Origin of the sequence: Legionella sainthelensi, assembly GCF_900637685.1 — a bacterium.
Classification (GTDB): Bacteria; Pseudomonadota; Gammaproteobacteria; order Legionellales; family Legionellaceae; genus Legionella; species Legionella sainthelensi.
The window spans coordinates 1,141,456-1,158,371 of record NZ_LR134388.1 but is presented as its reverse complement, the minus strand read 5'-3'; the positions used below and the strand labels follow the sequence as shown (position 1 = coordinate 1,158,371).

Genomic DNA, 16,916 nt, shown 5'->3' with positions numbered 1-16,916 from the left:
ATATACAAAATGGTCATTCCTTATCTTTATCTATAATGATACTTGTTGGAGGTTTATACCTGGCTCTATAATTATCAGCAGAAATAGATACTCCTCTTAATTTCAAATATTTGTAAAACGTCGCTTTGCTTAAATCAAGTTGCATGCAAATCTCAGCAACACTAAGCTTTCCTTCCTTGTAGAGTAACTCTGATGAGTGCGCCTTTCCTTGAGCAGACTTTGATAGACCAGCCGGACGCCCTCCCTTTTTTCCTCGCAATCTTGCTGCTTCTAATCCTGCAAGTGTCCGCTCTCTTATCAGGTCTCGTTCAAATTCCGCAAGAGAACCAAATATATTGAATATTAATCGTCCTTGCGCAGTGGTTGTATCTATCGGGTCATTCAGACTTTTAAGACCCACTCCTCTTTCCAGAAGATTATTTACTAATGTAATTAAATCTTTAAAAGATCGCCCTAGCCGGTCTAACTTCCATATGACTAAAACGTCATCTTTTCTAATATCCTGAATTAATTCATCCAAAGCCGGTCGGTTTATTGCAGAACCACTAATTTGATCTTGATAAATTTTCTCACATCCAGCTTTCTTCAAAGCATCAATTTGTGAATCTAAATTTTGGTTGGTGGTAGAAATTCGAGCATAGCCAATTAACATAGAGTATTTAGTTCAACATAAGGTTATATGTAGTCTAAATTAAACATTATATAAATGAAACAGTTTTTTAAACCGAGATGTGATAATGAAATTAAAAATATATACAAATATTGAATGGTTCGATTATACGGTGGTTTTTTTAAACTTTGTTTGATAATTCCTCCTTCTAACAGAACTATTACAAAAGGCACCAACTAATTATCGTTTTTTGGAAAAAAATATTATTGTGTTAACATACATTCTATATAACACACCCCTATATTTTCCCAGCAGAGAATTCGTATTTGAATCACGAGAATCAAACACCCTATACACGACTCGATCCCAATGCCATTTTGGATGCAGTTGAAAGCACGGGGCTTCTTTGTACCGGCAGTTTAATCGCACTCAATAGTTATGAAAACCGCGTTTATCAAATAGGAATTGAAAATGATGAGCCCCTCATAGCTAAATTCTATAGACCGAATCGTTGGAGTTCAGAAGCTATTTTAGAGGAGCACCAGTTTTCACTTGAATTAGTACAACATGAAATTCCCATTATTTCACCTCTAATTATAAATGACCAAACCTTACACCATTATCATGATTTCAGATTCTCACTCTTTCCTAGGCGCGGAGGTCATGCACTAGAATTGGATAATAGTGAGCAACTAGAATGGATGGGCCGCTTTATAGGGCGCATACATAGAATTAGTGCATTCAAGTCATTTAAGCATCGCATGCAATTAAATCCTCAAACATATGGGCATGATCCTTACAAACTTCTGCTTGAGCAAAATTTTATTCCTGATTATTTAATACCTAATTTTTGCAAAACAGCCGAAACAGCATTACAAAAGATAGAACAGATATTTAAATCTATAGTTCACGTTGATCAAATCCGCTTGCACGGCGATTGTCATGCTGGAAATGTTTTATGGAACGAATCGGGTCCACATATCGTGGACTTAGACGACTGCCTCATGGGTCCTGCAATACAGGATATTTGGATGCTTCTTTCCGGTGAACAGGAACAAATGGATTTACAATTAGAGAAGATTTTACGAGGTTATTGTGAATTTCATGATTTTAATCCACGAGAACGCCATTTAATAGAGGCATTACGTACACTACGCATGCTTCATTTTTCAGGATGGCTTGCAAAACGCTGGACAGATCCAGCTTTCCCCTTGAGTTTTCCGTGGTTTAATACGCCTGTATATTGGCAAAATCAGATAGTCAATCTTAATGAACAGATTGAATTACTAGATCAAATTGAATGCTAATTGAAAGGCCTATCTGCTCCTTAACCACTCAAATATAATAATTTTTTAATGCAAGGAGTCGGTACCAATAGCCACATCCGAAGGATGAAGAATCTTATCCATCACAAATTTTGGTTTTTTGAATTTTGCTTATCTCGTAAATTCATAACGCCTCTTTTGTTATTTTTCATGCTTATACCCTGTTTGTGATGGATAAGGTACGTTATCTATCACAAACGATAACACGCCTCATTAGCCACGCAAATGGTTGATATTATCAGAATGAGAATTTGCTAATGCGAGAGAAGCCATTAGAATGAAGAAAAAAACCTGACAAATCCCTGAATACATAACAGGAATATTGAATTTGAAAATAATTGGTGCATACCACTATAATTCCAGACTGTAAGCAATACAATATCTGTCTACCGAGGACATTCATGAAAAAGGGTAAAGACATCTCGGTAAGTTTTGATGGTCTATATCTGATTCATCAAAATCTTCCTGGGAAGCAGGTTCAGCAAATCACTTTACAAGAAGCACTTTTATTTATCCCTTTGCAAGGAGAAATCAGCATTATTTTGGAGGGGAAAGCGCTGCAATTGGGTGTGAGTAAAATGTTATACCTGCCGCCCAATCTGACGCATTCTTTTTCTTCCACTACTAAAAGTGGCGAGCGGCTAATTGCTTTGATTGATTCTAACAAATACCAAGCGAGCTTTTCTTCTTCAGTACCCTTAATTCTTCCAGTGGATCATTTGATAAAGGAGCTACTCTTTTATTTATTACTCCACCCGAAAACAAACAATGCACAATCGTTAATTCAGGTATTTTTTGAAACTTTGCATGAGATACTTATGCAGACTTCCTCCAATTACATACAATCAGTGGAGCATTTAGAAGCAAAAGCGAGCGATCCACGTTTAAAAATAGCCTTAAATTACATGCGGGAGCACTTAGCAGAAAATATTAATATGAATGATGTAGCACGTCATTCCGGATTGAGTAGTCGTAGTCTTAATCGTTTGGCAGTGATTGAAACAGGACTCCAACCCAAGCAGTGGCTGATTCATTATCGAATAACAAAAGCAAAGGAACTCCTACGCTTATCTGGAAACTCCGTTACTCAGGTAGCCTTTACGGTAGGCTATAATTCCTTAGGTCAATTCATTGCAACCTTTCGGACTCATACCGGGCAATTGCCTTCTGAATATCTCAATATGGCTAAAAACTGAAAATTAATGGCGAGTTTTTAGAATCATTTCTTTCTCCATGCTCATAAACTGCGTAAGTGAAACAACAAACCGTGAGGAGAAAATAGGATGATACGAAAACAAACAAGTAACTGGACAAGAAATATAACTCTCTGTTTTGCAATGCTCTTTCAGGTCGTGACTGCCCATGCTTACTATATTCCGAAGGCAACGCAGTCTGAAAGCGAAGTTCAAATAGTACAAAAATATTTTGAAGCTCTAGCCACTGGTGACATGGCCTTGCTCGATAGCCTGCTTTCTGAAAATATCATTTGGCATCAACCTGGAAATGGTGCTTTGTCAAAAACTTATTACGGTAAGCAGGAAGTATTTTCACTATTTGGTCAATTTATGAAAATCAGTGAAAATACTTTCAAAATCGATGAAGTAAAAAATATCATGGCTAATAACTTCTTAGTAGCCGCTACCCTTCATTTCTCCGCCCATAAATCCAATGGCAGCAGACTGTCTATGGACGGAGTTGACTTGATGAAAATTAATAATGGTCAAATTGTCGAGGTCTATCTTTTTTCAGCAAACCAACCCGAAGAAGACGCTTTTTGGAAATCTGAAACGCAATTAAAACATTAAAGTCCATTGACAATTCGCCTGATGGTTACGTTTTGCTGCATGTCCGCAGGGTCCAGGGACTCAGTGGTCATGCAGCGGAATCTAGCCGTAGTAAGGTTTATAGCGGAATGATGTGGTCTAATAGATTTTGACATCCCAGTTAAGAGATAATGTACTTAACTGGAGAAGATAATGGCAGTAAGAAAGAAGTATTCAAAAGAATTTAAACTTGATGCAGTGAGTCTTGTATTAGATCAAGGCTATGGTTGCACAGAGGCAGCTAAAAGTTTAGGGGTTCATCAAGCTCTTCTTAGTCGCTGGATTAGAGAACACCAAGAACCTGATAGTGAGGCATTTCGAGGCAATGGTAAGTTAACAGCAGAGCAATTAGAAATACGCCGCCTACAGGAAGAAAATAAGCGCCTAAAAATGGAAAAGGAAATCTTAAAAAACAACCGAAAGACACGATCTTGCCCTGTTAAATAGAAACTCCTCTGAATTTTTCAATATAATTTTACCACCCAAAGAGAGCGACCGTCCGCCTATTGGTGGTTTTATACCCCGTTAAAAAACATGGTCCAGGGCGTACTGCGAACCCGGCATTGGAGGCACACTAGTGACCCCGTTTAGGAAGGTGATTATTCATTGCTACCCCGCTCTTTGGTTGATTTAATTTGAGAGGAAAAGAATGAGCTCATTTAATAAAAAGTCTGGCATGCCTATTATCCATGCTAATGCTGCAGGGATTGATATTGGATCCAAATTTCATGTTGTAGCAGTAGGCAACAATTTATCAAAAGAACCAGTCCGCACATTTCAAAGTTTTACAACTGAACTTCATGAAATGGCAAAATGGCTTCAAGAGTGCAAGATAACGAGCATTGCTATGGAATCAACAGGTATTTATTGGATTCCTGCTTTTGAAATTCTTGAAAGTTATGGCTTTGAAGTATTTTTAGTCAATGCCAGAGAGGCAAAAAATGTTCCTGGACGTAAAACCGACGTTAATGATGCGCAATGGATTCAGCGGTTGCATCAATATGGATTGTTGCGTGCTAGTTTTAGGCCAGGTAAAGATATTGCGGTATTGCGAGCCTATATAAGACAGCGCGAGCGTTTGTTAGAATTTAAAGCTTCTCATATTCAACATATGCAGAAAGCTTTAATGCAAATGAACCTACAATTACATCACGTGGTTTCAGATGTGACTGGAGTAACTGGAATGAAAATTATTAGAGCCATTATTGCTGGTGAATATAACCCTAGGAAATTAGCTTCCTATAGGGATACCCGTTGCAAGGAATCAGTAGAAGCGATCGAAAGCGCATTAATGGGTAATTATCAAGAAGAGCACCTATTTACTTTGAAACAAGCTGTCGAGTTGTTTGATTATTATTCTGACAAAGTCAGTGAATGTGATAAGCGAATAGAAATAACATTAAATCTTGTACAGAAGAAAAATGAATCACCAACAGAGCCATTGCCTAAAGCAAAACATCGAACTAAGCAACCTAACGATTTAAGTTTTGATGTCAGGGCAGCTCTATATCAAGTATTGGGGATTGATTTAACACAAATTCATGGCATTGGACCCTCATTAGCACTAAAGTTAATCGCTGAATGCGGCAATGATATGTCGCGTTGGCCAACCAGCAAGCATTTCACATCTTGGCTTTGTCTATCATCAGGCAATAAAATATCAGGCGGAAAAGTATTATCGACCAAAACCCGTCGTTCATCGAGTCGAGCCGCTGCAGTCTTAAGGTTAGCTGCTACGACACTCGGAAGAACCAGTACAGCATTGGGCGCTTTTTATCGACGATTAAGCGCTCGAACAGGTAAATCAAAAGCGATTACGGCTACAGCAAGAAAGATTGCAACTTTATTTTATAATACGATACGTTATGGCATGAAGTATACGGATCCTGGCGCAAACTATTATGAAGAGCGTTATCAAAAACGGCTACTTAGTAATTTATCAAGAAAAGCAGCGGCTTTGGGATACACTCTACAGGAAAATCCGAACCCTTATGTAAAAGGAGTTTCTTAGGAAGGCAGCGGTCTTCTTTGCTCAGGAATCGAAGTAAAATATTCGTTTATTGCCCAACACAAGAAGATCTGGCCTGTTGGCGTATTGTGCCAACTACTGGGCGTAACTCGACAAAGCTATTATAGCTATCAAAAACGCCAGAACAATAAACCTAAAGATCCCCTGCATGATGAATTGATAGAGTGGATAAAAAAGATAGCTGAGTCGAGTCATTATTGTTATGGAAGTCGCCAATGAAGAAGGCATAAAATGTATTGGGCTATCCAGTAGGACGACGAAGAACTCACAGCTTAATGAAAGAAGCAAAGGTTTTTGTTCGTTACCGGAAAAAATACAAAGTCACTACTAACAGTAAACATAAACAACCGGTTTATGAAAATGTTTTAAATAGGCAATTTCATGTAGCTGAAGCAAATATAGCCTATGTTTCAGATATTACTTATGTCTGGACTCAAGAGGGTTGGCTGTATTTAGCCGTTGTTATGGATTTATTTTCACGAAAGATCAGGGGTTGGAGCATGAGCTCGAGAATGAAAGCTTCTCTGGTATGTGACGCACTGTATATGGCTATATGGCAACGAAAAACATCGCCTGGTTTAAGTGAGTTTCGTGTGAGAACAGGCTCTATTCATGAATGCTTTATTAAATCAAATTCGTTAAACCACATAATGCTTATTTGCTTTTACAGAGCTTCTTGATGGGGCAATTACTTAACTTATTGCGACATTTTAGGGTGCGTAATAGCTCCTATATAATGACTATCTGGATCAATGATAAAGGCGCCATAATAATGAGGGTAATAATGGGTTCTATATTTAGGTTCGCCATTACATGTTTCCCCTTGTTGCAAAGCTATGGTGTAAAACTGTTCCACAGCTTTTTTATTTTCTGCAACAAAAGTAATATAGCTAAAATAATCACACTTTTTCCCTTCGCCAAACGAGAATTCAGGCTTACCTTGTTTGCGAAATCCCGCCCACTGATTTTGTTCTTTGATTAAAGTAATGCCTAGCGGTTCTAAAACATGGCTAATGAAGTTTTTACAAAAGAAATCAGCGCCATGAAATGAAGATGGAAATGAACACTATGTTATAAAAAGGCGCTTGCACTTATGACTTGTAACCACGGAATCTATAATTAGATAAGCTCTGATTATCACAGTAATCAGAGTTAGCATACTCTCCAAGGCTCGCCATAAATGCCCTATTCTCACAATATGAAAATATCTTTGGAACGCTGTAATCCTACTTGATATTCACCTACTTTTACTAGGACCTGAGTGTATAGAAATGTTAATTAGCCCCCAACTTTAGCCGAAAGACCTCGCCTTTCAATTCAATCGTATCTCCTGCAACCATCTTTTTTCTTTTCTGTTTTTCTATTATGCCGTTTACCAATACTGAGCCCGCAGCTATAATATCCTTAGCTTCTGCTCCACTCGAGGTGATACCTTCAAATTTAAGAATTTTAAAGAGTTCAACAGGTTCTTTATTAATGAAAACATCCTTCATATTATTTATTACTCCAGTAATTATGAGTTGTCGCAATTTTTATCTTTTAAGAAAGCAAGATAAAGAGTTTCAATTTCCTTTCTTGCCCATGGTGTTTTGCGCAGGAATTTAAGGCTTGATTTGATACTGGGGTTGGAAGAAAAGCAGTTAACTTTGACTCTTTCTGCCAGGCCTTCCCAGCCATAACAAATCAACAAACTATTTAAGATAGCCTCTAGGGTAATGCCGTGCAGTGGAGCATTAGAAGTTCTGTCCATCAACTATACCTTTTTTTGTTGTACATTGGGGTGTTTAGTCTAGACCTCGCTAAACTCTTTATCATAATAATATAATATGACCAAATTGCTCAAAGATTTATTTATAGAATTACAGTTTTGAGTCTGAGATTACGATTAATCAGACCTTATCCAAATAGTATTTGTAGTATTCAATGATATCTCTTTTATTGATATCTCTTTTATTTTTTACTTTTTTGTATATGTCTATCTAATGTGAGAAGGTAAGAAATACTACTGTCTCTTCTCAAAGTACGTTCTGCAAAATAATTATCTACGGCTGCTTTCAAAACGTATCGACCTGATGCTCCAGCTAAAGCGGCAATTTGTATCATTGATTTATTCCCGAGCACACAATATTTTAAAGTAACGGATAAGGGGTTTCCAACTAATTGGAAAAACGAAAGCTTATGGAATTAATATGAGTATTAAGGTTTTTATAAGTTATATATAAGGAAATAATCGAAATCAACAATGCAAGTATAGCTATTAAATTCGCCCAAAAAGACTGATTTTTGATTCCTTAGAGATTCTATTTGCTTCTCTAGCCAGTCTAAAATATCTTCATTATGTTTTTCTTAATTATTTTTTTCTCGATCCATATTCCATCTAACAAAATTTTTTGTTTTTCATGACTGTATGCTTCTACCCTCATAGCTAATGAATAATTTAAAGGTATGTCTATATTTAAAGTAAGTGCATAGCTATTTAGAGGCAATTCATGAATGAAAATACTTTAAACTCCTTTCTCGGAGAACTTGAGCGTATTAATAATAAAATAACCAACGAAATAGAAAATCGATATATACGTGAAATACAGAGAGATGAATTAGAATTATTATATAAAATTCTCCAACAACTAAAAATTGAAGAATCGTCAAATGATCTTTCTTGGGAAAAAAACAATATTTTTTATTCAATTTCATTGCTTCACTATAACATTAGATTTTATCCCACATTATTAGGCCTTCGATCTCCGTTTATTATGATAGAGAAAGCAATTTGTGAGAAAGGACCTCCCCTCGCTCCCATTTTTGATAGCCACAGAATTTGGTTTTATCTTTTCATGAAATATTCTGAATCGGCTAACTTTACGTCTTGTGCGGACAACTTAAGTGGTCAAATTCAATCCATAATTAATTTGGATCGGGCTATGTCACCAATTTTTCGGATAGCCTCTAAGACCCGCAGTTATTTGGAGAAAAAATACTTAGGAACTCGGTCTGATTATGGTTCTGACTTCGTTGCCAGAACCATGTCGAGTATTACCTCTTGCAGATTACAATCTAAAAGTGTATTTGAGGCGTTCTCTCTAATCTTAACTTCCTATTTTTCAGGTCAAAAATCTTTGATTTTTGCTACACCCACCTGATCTATTACAGATCACCGAAACATTTTGAGTAGTCTTGAGGCTAATCCGCCTAAAATTAACCATTTTAATTCATCATAGAAATTACTACAATTGATGGAACAAAGGTTCGCCCAGTTTAGCTTGAGAGTGACTCACTAATTCAGACTCTTGTTTATACTTGCGCCAGAATCGTTGAATAGCATAAGCACTTTTCTCAATCTTATCATTTTTGTCGGTAAGCCTATTACTTCCTACTTCAGTCCAAGAAAGATCAGAGGCATTCTGTACACTTTCATCAATTAAATGAACTGGAATATTTGAGTGGCCAAGAGAAATGTTCTCCAATAACGTTACAATAGAATTTGGATAAGAATCCGCATAATTTTGGAAAGAATCCGACAGAGAATAAGGCCCTGAACAAGTCATTACGTAAAAATAAAAAATAACTCGTAATATTGAGGCAAAGCATCTTTTAGTTGTTGACGAAAACTCAAAAAATTGTTTGCTTCATTCGATGGATTTTCTGAAAAATATTTTTTAGCAAACTCACTGTACTTTCCTATAGCTACATCATCTACTATTAGCTTTTTTTCAAATATAGTGACGTTTTTATTCATACTTAGCTTTGAAATAAAATCAATATTTGTGTAAGCTGATGCAATATTTTTACGATAAACTCTGAGAAAATCATGCTCTGAATTTTGGGCATAAATAAAATTATTACACAATGATTTGAGTTCTATCATTTTTGTACCTATCTCAAAATCACAATTTATAAGTAATTCTGGACACTTTATTGGAGAAGAGGTTTTTTTATTATAGCTGTAGTCCAGTCTTATATCGATATCTGAATAAGCACCTAATTTCAGAACAGGTGATAGCAATCTAAAAATATCTGAAGCAATAACCGGATGACCAGCAGGATGGGATAATTCTAACATTGCAATCTCAAATAGTTTGAGCTGTATCGACTGATCCGCCCAATCATGATTGACTAACTCGTGTTCTATATCACGTGGAGTAACTAAATGAATATCATGTTTGTTACAAAAAGAGGTTACATAATCAATATATTTGTTTTGATTACTATTAAAATCCGTTAATAAAGTAAGTTTTTCCCCTCGCGCCTTATAAAGATTATTTTGACTAATAAGTCGTATTTCATTTAAAGCTCCTCCTAAAGGATGCGTTCCTTTTTTGGGAAACCAGATTTTTAAATGATTCATAAGTGTTGGTATTTCAAAACCATAGTAACGATTTTTTTCTGCGTTTGTTCTTACTAACGGTATATTAAGCAACGCAGTTACTGCTTTTCGATTATCTATAGATAAAGCCAAACGCAACAATTCATTAGGCTCATCAGGTGTTACCTCTGAATGAGCTAAAGCCTTGATTGCTGGAATATTTAATAAAAAATGTAAATCATCAATTAAGCATGCTTCATTTCTACGAATTAGGTTTCTTACAATATAAAATAGAAGCTTTGCTTCAAAAGAGCCACTATTAATAGACTTAATAAAATCGTTTGACTCTATTTGTTTCTCTCGAAGATCACTAAGCTTTTGTGTGACAAATGATTTGACGCAATTCTGTGATCGAGCATGAGACTCAGTAAAAGCAAATGCCAGAGGATGACTTAATAAATACTGTACTATTTCACAATAATTGCTTCTTACTGCCCATCGAAGGGCAAAAAAATTATCTGATGCTATCATCTCATTCAGATTATCAGCTACTTTTTCTGTTAAATATTTAACAATATCAATATGGCCGTTTAGCATTGCTGCTGCATAAACATTATAACTATCTGATGCAATCATTTCCTGGACTTTTTCAGGCCTCTTTTCAACAAGATACTTCATAATCACAAGTTGATTATGTCTAGCTGCCTCTAAAAAAACACCAAAATTGTCGGTTGCAATTAAGTCATCCATTGTTTGAGATCCGCTAAAAGATTCGATAAGCTCTATTTGATACTTTAAAAGATTAAGATGTCCAAATTTAGACGCTCTTTGAAGTCTTAAGGAATAGTTTTTAAAGTTTTCGAATGAATACGGTTCTTTCTTATAAAGCATTTGGAGTAACTCCAAATGCTTTTGGGAATCTCCAAGCACTACTGCTAAATCGATCATTTTTGAGATACTAAGTCCTAAATTTGTACCTATATCCAACAGCTTACCAGACTCAAATTCAGATTGACTAAATGCTAATGCGAGCCATGCTTTATCTTTCTCTTCATCGACAACAGGAGTAAATTGCTTACTTAAATCTTCATAAGGCATACTCATCCAGGATATGAGATAGTCAGGAAAATATCCATCAGTGAAAATTTCGGACCAGACAAGGGCGGGGATCGCGCGTGTCTGAGGATGTTGGTTTTGTTGCTCTTTATTTCGTTTCATTTGTCTTTTCCAAGCTGTAAATCGGTCAATATTTAACCAGCAAACACTAAATAAGTACAAACAATTATTCTTATATGTCATATTAAATAATTTGATAGTCGTGAAATGAATTGTGTCCTGCTGAAGGTAGAACTATTACTATGTTGGGTTTTACCGCATATCCAGCCCAAACTGGCAATGAACTGAATATGCTTCAAAAAATTTTAGTTAAACTCAAATTGGAAACTTGATTCTTGAACTGTTTTGCTTCCAGCGCCTTGAGAATCAGGATTTGAGCCGCCAAATAATGTTTGAGGTGTAGATATAAGGCTATCCGAAAAAGCGGTGGCATAGCCCAATCCAGGTCGGGATTGGATTATATTTAGCCACTTAGATCATCTGATCAATATTTAAAATTACCAATTTCATAATATTTCAAGAAAAAATGAAGACACATTCCGTAGCGCGACATACCTATCCATTGGAAGCTGAATTTTCTCCACTAATATCTCTTTATTTATAAATATCTATCCGGGCTGAAGTCGATGAATCATCACATTGATAAAGGCAAGTTTAATCCATGCTTCAGCGCTCTCTTCATAATACTCGTAATCTTTGCTCAGTCGTTTTTGCCAGTTTAACCACCCAAAAGAGCGCTCAACAATCCATCTCCATTTCACAATTTGAAATTTTTACGTGGTCGTTTAACAATTTCCAAAATGCACTGACATACCGATAAAAACCAGTTCTGTAGTGTGTTGCCAGTGTAGCCGCCGACAGCCCAAACCTTTAATAGAATTGGAAACCATTGCTTCAAATGCTGCATCAGTAGTTTTGCGCCACTGCGTTCATCAATTGCCACTGAGTGTACAACAACGGCGAGTAATAAACCAAGCACATCAACGGCAATATGGCGCTTTCGTCCTTTGGTTTTCTTAGCTCCATCGTAGCCTGTAGATTCAGAAACAGAAGCTGGTTTACTGGTTTGACTATCTATAATTGATGCACTTGGCATGCGGTTACGCCCTTCTTTGATGAGGATGTTTTCGCGAAAAACCCTGTTTATTTCATCCAAAATGCCATCTCGTTTCCATGCATTAAAGTATCCGTTTACCGTTGACTTAGGAGGAACCCCTTCGGGCATCATATCCCACTCGCAGCCCGTTCGTAACTGATACAGTAGTGCGTTAACTACTTCGCGTAGATTTGTTGTTCTTGGTCTTCCTCGTTGTTTCTCTGGGGTAAATGGGGTTCAATAAGTTGCAATTGTTTGTCCGTTAAATTACTGCGATAAGATTTCCGTTCCATTTCTGCTATTCTTATGGGGAATCCATTATCTCAGTATAGGGCTCATGGGATAGAATGGTATTTTTCGGATAGGCTCTAAGATAAAATATATTGAATTCCATGAGCATGAGCTAAACGCTGTAGTTTAAGATTGGCTCCTTTGGGGTGCACCTCTCCCCTTTCCCACTTTTGATATGTAGATGGAGTAACATTCAATATTTTAGCCATTACAGCTTGGCTAACTTTTTCTTTAATTCGCATTTTTTTATTTCTTGTGCCTCAAGTTCTTTAACCTCACTTAAGTTAAGCATTTCTATTTCTTTAATAGTAATTGCATCTAACCTAAGATCTTTAGCTGTTTCCAGCATAGCATCAATAATTTTACTCATTCTCAACCTCCAGTTCAATACAAATAAAATCATCTTTTCGAGAAGAAACGGGGGAATTACCAATGAAAAAACATTATTACCGTGATCTTTGTAATTAGACGTCGAACCAGCCATTTCATGAATAATTTGTTTATTGTCCCTATCAAAAAGACAAATGGTCAAGTGAGTTTGGGAAGAAGAAGATAGTCCTAAGCATTTATTTTGCAATGCCTTATCACCACCATATTCTTGGCTGGGAAATACAAGTTTCAAATTGAGAAATGTACCTTTAGCATGGAAATGATTTATAGCTACTTCTAAATGGATTCTATCTGTCTCACCTTCACACAATACTCTGATTTCATCAGCAATAGCGGAATGTAGGGATTTAATATCTATCCTAAATGCAGAATCCAAGCTGGCAAGTCTAGAGCCTAATTTTAAGTATGTGGAGTTTGTTTCTAAATAATTTATTTTACCCCTAAGAACTAAACTAAATTTTCGACAATTATAACTAGCTCTATTTTTTTATTAAATTTTTCTAACCAATAATCGCTTGCTTGTTCTAAACCAAATTTCTCCCATGAGTAAAGCATGGCTCGAATTTCTTTTAGATATTCTTTAGGAACATTTAATTTTTTATTAACAACTAGACCTGTAACAATTTGACGACCAGACTGGTCACTTAAACAACTTTTTAAATTGTTTGGCTCAAAATTTTCCTGACTAAGAATTTTACTTAACTCATTACCGATTACGAGCGTTTTGTAGAAACTCAAATAATTCAAATGTTATTGTAAGTTTGGTAACTGGCGTGCAGCCTAATGAGTATCAATGATTCTCAGCGAAAAACTTTTAACCGCATTTAAAGCATGAAGTCTTAGCCTTTTCATCGTCTACTTCTGAATCAAATTCAGATTCGACCACAACCCAAACTAATGATTCAGCATGCGCTTTAGCTGCTGCTGCCGTTTCAGTCACAGCATCCATACCGTCAATAGCTATTGTAGACAATTGTCCCTGTTTGTTTCCGTCTATATCCCCAACATAGGTCAATGCCGCCAAATTTTCTTGAAGTCTTGCCGCATGAGTTGATTTAGGAATCACAGCCACACCTCGCGCCATATGCCATGCCAATGCAACCTGAGTAGGTGTCGCATCCATACTATCAGCGATTGTTACTAATATTTCAGACTCGAGTATCATAGAAGACATATTGTAGCCCAGCGGTGAATAAGCAATAACTTGTATCCCACTGTCTCGACAAAATTTAATGGTTGCATCATTAGGACATAATAAATTTGATTCAACTTCGTTGCTGAATGGCTTAGGCAAGTGATGCTTGTCACATACAGCTACTAGTCGTGAGAGATGGCCTGGATAGCAATTAGACACCCCTACCGTTTTAACTTTATCACCTAAAAGAGATGTTACTGCCCCCCATGTATTCGTCAGTTGCTCTTCACTACCGAAAATATGATTTGTGTAAGGATGATGAAGCATAAAAGTATCAATGTACTCTACACCTAAGGTGTCTAGATACACTTGGATATTTTCAGGCTTATACTGATCTGATTTCATGGTAAGCCATAATTCATCGCGAGAGATGCCCAAGCCACCCTCCAATTTAGGTTTCATCGCTTGCTGTAATGCCACACCAATTGCAGATAAATTGCCGTAGCTTAATGCAAGGTCGATATGTCTATAGCCTAGCTCCAAAGCTTTAAGCACCGTATTTTTAACAGCAGCCATTCGCTCTGATACATTTTCAATGTGATCTGCTTCCACACCAATAAAGGTACCAACCCCCATTAGTGGAAATACTTTGTTATAAGGCATACCTACTCTCGAAGCTCGTAACATGCTTATATTATATTGTAATATTAGGTTCTAATGAACCATCCCACCCTGCTGTTGGGTCAAATAACCCAACCTTTCTGTTTAAATTCAAATAATCTTAGCTGGCTGATGTGAATTAAATACTAAGTAGGGTAAGATTTTATAATCGAGTTGGTAATGGAATGATTCATATGTCTCAATGGCCTGAAATTATTATTCTAAATGGTACTTCTAGTGCAGGGAAAACAACTTTAGCTAAAGCTATGCAGGATGATTTTATCATACCTTATTTGCATTGTTCTTTCGACACATTAATCATGCTAGCGCCTAAACGTTATTGGGAAGATGCTGCTAGTCCTGAGCAAAGTCCTCATAATGCCTATCTTGAACAGGGAGTGAGAATGATTGAGGTGCAGAAAAATGGGCAACCAAAGAAAATAGAAGCTGTTTTTGGCCCCGTTTTTCAATCCATTATAGATGCCATGCCTCTAGTAGTGGCAGAGTTAGTCGCTACTGGAAACAAAGTTATTTTTGACCAGGTATATCATAACCAAAAAATGTTTGACGATTGTAAACGCGCTTTTGCTCCTTATCATGTATTGCGTATTGGCGTTCATTGTCCTTTAAATATTGTCGAGGAAAGAGAGCGAACGAGAGGTGATAGAGTATTAGGAAGAGCCCGAGGTTTATATGACCTAGTCCATCAATATGGACAAGATGACCTCAGTATTGATACTGGTGCAGTGACCATAGAGCAGGCGGTGATACAAGTAAAAAAATATTTGGGAATTAGAGACTGAGTTCCTTATTCGATGGTGAGGTCTTTTTAGAGATACAAAAGATTCTGTCACAATCAGGCAACCAGTAATGCAACGCTTAAGGGTGTGATATGGGATGATGCAAACCTTCAGTTTGATAACTTCACTTACGGTTACAAAGTTCAACACACGCATATAGCAGCTAAAACAAAGGTTTTATTCGACCAAGGTTATCGTATTGGCGAGGGTTTTAATGATGCTTATTCTTATCAAAGTACACCACTTATTTTTAAAGCGCGTCCTACACCGCATTTTAAATTATATACCCAAACGACGTTTACCTATTATACAGTAGATGGGGGGTGCAAAAGCCTTTAAACCAGAATTGGCAAGTCGGAGTGCGTTATGAATTTGCAGATTGGGGTAAAAGTGAATTGGAGCAAGTAGAGGGCCAAACCTTAAACTCAGGCTTGGGCCTAAGTCACCTCTATATGGTATTTTATTTGATCTAACATATACAGCATAAGGATAGTGTTATGATAAAACGTTATAAAACCTATAGTCTTTTTCCTTGGATTAGCCTGCGTTTCTCCCTATTTGCAAGCAAGTCAACCCATGTGGACGTTTACCGTGGAGTCTGGCAAAAACATTCCGGCTATTCCTGAAAATATTACAGCTACAATCACCTATAAAATAGAAAACAAATCCAGAAAACCAAAGGTTTTAGCCTTGTATCCAACACCAGATATTGTTCAGACTAATACTTGTCGTCTGGCACCTAAAAATTCCAGTGGAGATAGTTGTTCTGTCACATTTAAAATTATTGGGAGCAAGCTGCCAATCGCTGAAATACATAAGGGGCCAATCCTATGCCAGGCAAATTCTGATGGTACCGCCGATCCAAACCAGTGTTATCAACCTGATAAGAATAATAGTTTGTCGATTACCAAAACGAAAAAATTAGCTGATTGGAATAATTGGGGGCAAAACAAACAAAATAGTCATCACAATATAAACTCGGGCATTACCAAGGATAATGTGAAAGAAATCGCAGAATTATGCAAAATTGATTACACACAAGGTCTAGCGCACACCCCATCAAATTCATCAGCTTTTTCTAACAGTGACAAACCAGTAATAGTAAATGATACTATCTATTGGACTGGTTTTGCCGGCGTAATAGGGGCTCATCAAATTCAGCGAGATGGAAATGGTAATTTCATAGGATGCAATCCACTTTGGGTATATCTATCTGAATTCGATAAAAATGAAAAATTGATCATCAATGGAATATACTGTCAATATACTCCACCAGTTTGACGCCCCTGTGAACTAAAACATCTACTAATATGCAACATTATGATCAACATTTATTTT

General features: G+C 36.7%; 19 protein-coding genes and 3 pseudogenes. 10 read left to right on the top strand and 12 right to left on the bottom strand.

The features are described from left to right. Positions 1-13 precede the first annotated feature (13 nt). Entirely contained in the window at positions 14-652 is a 639-nt protein-coding gene (locus EL220_RS05210; protein WP_027272288.1) for a recombinase family protein, read from the bottom strand. Positions 653-936: 284 nt separating this feature from the next. On the opposite strand from EL220_RS05210, the gene EL220_RS05205 reads away from it, so the two are divergent. From EL220_RS05205 to EL220_RS18620, 6 genes and pseudogenes are all read left to right on the top strand, one after another. Further along, complete coding sequence (locus EL220_RS05205; protein WP_027272287.1) at positions 937-1,917, top strand: serine/threonine protein kinase; 981 nt, start codon at positions 937-939, stop codon at positions 1,915-1,917. Between the two features lie 419 nt (positions 1,918-2,336). Beyond that, complete coding sequence (locus EL220_RS05200) at positions 2,337-3,131, top strand: helix-turn-helix domain-containing protein (RefSeq protein ID WP_027272286.1); 795 nt, start codon at positions 2,337-2,339, stop codon at positions 3,129-3,131. Positions 3,132-3,218: 87 nt separating this feature from the next. Continuing rightward, positions 3,219-3,740 (top strand): nuclear transport factor 2 family protein, encoded by a 522-nt coding sequence (locus tag EL220_RS05195; RefSeq protein WP_027272285.1) that lies wholly within the window; start codon positions 3,219-3,221, stop codon positions 3,738-3,740. A gap of 171 nt (positions 3,741-3,911) precedes the next feature. Then, a pseudogene (locus EL220_RS05190) lies at positions 3,912-4,169 on the top strand (transposase); the annotation flags it as partial. A gap of 238 nt (positions 4,170-4,407) precedes the next feature. After that, on the top strand, positions 4,408-5,769 hold the full coding sequence (locus tag EL220_RS05185; RefSeq protein ID WP_051544792.1) for an IS110 family RNA-guided transposase: 1,362 nt from the start codon (positions 4,408-4,410) through the stop codon (positions 5,767-5,769). 6 nt (positions 5,770-5,775) lie between these two features. Beyond that, positions 5,776-6,368: pseudogene (locus EL220_RS18620) on the top strand (IS3 family transposase); the annotation flags it as partial. A gap of 693 nt (positions 6,369-7,061) precedes the next feature. On the opposite strand, the gene EL220_RS05170 reads toward EL220_RS18620, so the two are convergent. From EL220_RS05170 to EL220_RS18140, 3 genes are all read right to left on the bottom strand, one after another. Continuing rightward, the gene (locus EL220_RS05170; RefSeq protein ID WP_027272283.1) at positions 7,062-7,280 is read right to left on the bottom strand and encodes an RNA-binding S4 domain-containing protein; all 219 of its coding nucleotides are present in this window, start codon (positions 7,278-7,280) and stop codon (positions 7,062-7,064) included. A gap of 20 nt (positions 7,281-7,300) precedes the next feature. Further along, positions 7,301-7,537: a VF530 family protein gene (locus EL220_RS05165; RefSeq protein ID WP_027272282.1), complete on the bottom strand. Its 237-nt coding sequence runs from the start codon at positions 7,535-7,537 to the stop codon at positions 7,301-7,303. Between the two features lie 200 nt (positions 7,538-7,737). Beyond that, a complete protein-coding gene (locus EL220_RS18140) occupies positions 7,738-7,890 on the bottom strand; it encodes a hypothetical protein (RefSeq protein ID WP_162162578.1) in 153 nt (50 codons plus the stop codon). A 386-nt stretch (positions 7,891-8,276) separates the two neighbouring features. Here EL220_RS18140 and EL220_RS05160 point away from each other — a divergent pair, with 386 nt between their 5' ends. Beyond that, a complete protein-coding gene (locus tag EL220_RS05160) occupies positions 8,277-8,927 on the top strand; it encodes a hypothetical protein (protein ID WP_128130834.1) in 651 nt (216 codons plus the stop codon). 84 nt (positions 8,928-9,011) lie between these two features. On the opposite strand, the gene EL220_RS05155 is transcribed toward EL220_RS05160, so the two are convergent. The 8 genes and pseudogenes from EL220_RS05155 to EL220_RS05125 all read right to left on the bottom strand — a co-directional run bounded on the left by EL220_RS05155 (position 9,012) and on the right by EL220_RS05125 (position 14,781). Continuing rightward, entirely contained in the window at positions 9,012-9,251 is a 240-nt protein-coding gene (locus EL220_RS05155) for a hypothetical protein (RefSeq protein ID WP_128130833.1), read from the bottom strand. An 80-nt stretch (positions 9,252-9,331) separates the two neighbouring features. Continuing rightward, positions 9,332-11,308, bottom strand: coding sequence for an ankyrin repeat domain-containing protein (locus tag EL220_RS05150; RefSeq protein WP_164838756.1), 1,977 nt, complete (start codon positions 11,306-11,308; stop codon positions 9,332-9,334). Positions 11,309-11,814: 506 nt separating this feature from the next. Further along, a complete protein-coding gene (locus EL220_RS05145) occupies positions 11,815-11,967 on the bottom strand; it encodes a transposase (RefSeq protein WP_162162579.1) in 153 nt (50 codons plus the stop codon). Next, positions 11,964-12,470, bottom strand: a pseudogene (locus tag EL220_RS05140) (transposase); the annotation flags it as partial. The gene EL220_RS05145 and the pseudogene EL220_RS05140, both read right to left, overlap by 4 nt. Positions 12,471-12,670: 200 nt before the next feature. Continuing rightward, entirely contained in the window at positions 12,671-12,802 is a 132-nt protein-coding gene (locus EL220_RS18615; protein WP_232002730.1) for a helix-turn-helix domain-containing protein, read from the bottom strand. Then, positions 12,802-13,359 (bottom strand): hypothetical protein, encoded by a 558-nt coding sequence (locus EL220_RS18610; protein WP_051544789.1) that lies wholly within the window; start codon positions 13,357-13,359, stop codon positions 12,802-12,804. Before EL220_RS18610 ends, EL220_RS18615 begins: the two co-directional genes overlap by 1 nt. Positions 13,360-13,430: 71 nt before the next feature. Continuing rightward, on the bottom strand, positions 13,431-13,721 hold the full coding sequence (locus tag EL220_RS05130) for an RNA-dependent RNA polymerase family protein (protein ID WP_027272279.1): 291 nt from the start codon (positions 13,719-13,721) through the stop codon (positions 13,431-13,433). Positions 13,722-13,797: 76 nt separating this feature from the next. Next, on the bottom strand, positions 13,798-14,781 hold the full coding sequence (locus tag EL220_RS05125; RefSeq protein ID WP_027272278.1) for an aldo/keto reductase family protein: 984 nt from the start codon (positions 14,779-14,781) through the stop codon (positions 13,798-13,800). 191 nt (positions 14,782-14,972) lie between these two features. On the opposite strand from EL220_RS05125, the gene EL220_RS05120 reads away from it, so the two are divergent. The 3 genes from EL220_RS05120 to EL220_RS05115 all read left to right on the top strand — a co-directional run bounded on the left by EL220_RS05120 (position 14,973) and on the right by EL220_RS05115 (position 16,859). Then, entirely contained in the window at positions 14,973-15,581 is a 609-nt protein-coding gene (locus tag EL220_RS05120) for a chloramphenicol phosphotransferase CPT family protein (RefSeq protein WP_027272277.1), read from the top strand. Between the two features lie 84 nt (positions 15,582-15,665). Next, positions 15,666-15,917, top strand: coding sequence for a hypothetical protein (locus EL220_RS18135; protein WP_027272276.1), 252 nt, complete (start codon positions 15,666-15,668; stop codon positions 15,915-15,917). A gap of 237 nt (positions 15,918-16,154) precedes the next feature. Beyond that, complete coding sequence (locus tag EL220_RS05115) at positions 16,155-16,859, top strand: hypothetical protein (protein WP_128130831.1); 705 nt, start codon at positions 16,155-16,157, stop codon at positions 16,857-16,859. Positions 16,860-16,916 lie beyond the last annotated feature (57 nt).